The organism is Phenylobacterium sp. (genome assembly GCF_024508875.1).
Classification (GTDB): Bacteria; Pseudomonadota; Alphaproteobacteria; order Caulobacterales; family Caulobacteraceae; genus Phenylobacterium.
The window spans coordinates 1-1,578 of record NZ_JANINU010000327.1 but is presented as its reverse complement, the minus strand read 5'-3'; the positions used below and the strand labels follow the sequence as shown (position 1 = coordinate 1,578).

Below are 1,578 nucleotides of genomic sequence, written 5' to 3'. Positions count from 1 at the left end.
CCTGAACTACGACCAGAACGTTCAGAAGCGCTGGGCCAAGGACATCCCCGGCAACATCGCCAAGGGCGACAAGAACTGGCCGCAGGTGCTGAAATGAGCCTGCGCCATCGCGTCGCGGGCCTCGTCCCGCAGGGCCTCGCACTGTTCATGGCGGCGGTCTTCCTGGACAGCCTGCGCTACAAGTTCACCGACCATCCGAAGACCCAGGTGATCTTCGGCCGGCTCGACGGCTGGACCAGCGAGCTCGGCCTGCCCGGCCTCTTCGCCCACACGGGGCTGTTCTCCCAGTACGTGATCGGCTCGATCGAGCTGCTCGCGTCCAGCCTGCTGGTGATCGGCATCCTGCCGCGCCTGCGCCACCTCCAGGCGGCCGGGGCCCTGGCCGGCCTGCTGGTCATGGCCGGGGCGGTCAGCTTCCACCTGTTCACGCCGCTGGGGGTCGATCCAAACAACGACGGCGGCGGGCTGTTCGCCGCCGCGTGCGTGAACCTGGTCTGCGCCATCCTGCTGCTGGGCGTGTTCCGGCGGCGCGAGTTCGGCGTGTTGCTGGGGCGCGTGGCGGCGATCTTCGCACCGCTCAAGCCCGCGGCCGTGCGGCCATGAGCGACACGCTATGGACCTCCGACTTCTCCGTTCGCGGACGGACCGTGCAGGTCAAGAAGACCGGCGCGGTGATCCCCCTGGACCGCGCCCTGGCGTCGGAAGCGGCGACATGGCTCGCCCTCTATCTCGCCATCCGCGGCAAGATGCTGCTGAACCGCCTAGCCCCTCGCGGGCCTGCCGTGTGGTTCGCGCCCGACCGCCCGCGGCCCTGGTACCTGATCTGGGCCGCAGCGGCGTGGAACGGCGTGCGGATCGCCCGCTCGCCGGCCGAGGCGCAGGCGTCGTTCTACTTCGAGGATTCCGCCGTCGGCGCGCCGCCGGCCCGCGGGCATTCGCGCGCCTTCAACTACGGCTGCGCCGACATCACCAAGAGCCGTGTGGCCGAGGTGTTCGCGCAGGTGTTCGGCTATCCCCTCGCGCTGGATCCCGAGACCGGCGTCGGCCTGGCGGTGGAAAAGGGCGAAGGCAACGGCGTGCATGACGGCCGCGTCGTGCGCCTGCCCCTGCGCGCGCGCGCCGGCCGCACCTATCAGCGCCTGATCGACAATGTGGAGGACGGCCTGGCGGTCGACCTGCGCACGCCATTCGTCGGCGGCCGGCCCGTGGTGGTGTTCCTGAAGCGGCGGCGTGTCGAGGACCGCTTCGCCAACCACAATTGCAGCGTCGGCATGGCCCGTCCGAGCGATGTCTTCACACACGAGGAGATCGAGAAGCTGGAGGCGTTCTGCCACGCCATGCGCCTGGATTGGGGCGGCCTGGACATCCTGCGCGATCGCGCCAGCGGCCGGCTCTACGTCGTCGACGTCAACAAGACCGACATGGGGCCGCCCATCGCCCTGCCCTTCTTCCAGAAGCTCGCCGCCGTCGCCCGCCTGGGCCGCGCGCTGCGGGCGCTCGTCACGGAGCCTGCGCCATGATCCCCTTCGTGCGTGAGTTCGCGTTCAAGTACGGCCGCGCCGACCGCGTGAGCCCGCT

General features: G+C 70.2%; 2 protein-coding genes and 1 pseudogene. All 3 read left to right on the top strand.

Features of this window, described 5'->3' with window-relative positions; genetic code table 11:
- A pseudogene (locus Q0L11_RS21270) lies at positions 1-97 on the top strand (YHS domain-containing (seleno)protein); the annotation flags it as partial.
- Positions 94-603: a hypothetical protein gene (locus Q0L11_RS21265; protein ID WP_296599936.1), complete on the top strand. Its 510-nt coding sequence runs from the start codon at positions 94-96 to the stop codon at positions 601-603. The pseudogene Q0L11_RS21270 and the gene Q0L11_RS21265, both read left to right, overlap by 4 nt.
- Positions 600-1,520: a hypothetical protein gene (locus tag Q0L11_RS21260; RefSeq protein ID WP_296599935.1), complete on the top strand. Its 921-nt coding sequence runs from the start codon at positions 600-602 to the stop codon at positions 1,518-1,520. The genes Q0L11_RS21265 and Q0L11_RS21260 overlap by 4 nt, the downstream gene beginning before the upstream one ends.
- The last annotated feature ends 58 nt before the right edge of the window (positions 1,521-1,578 follow it).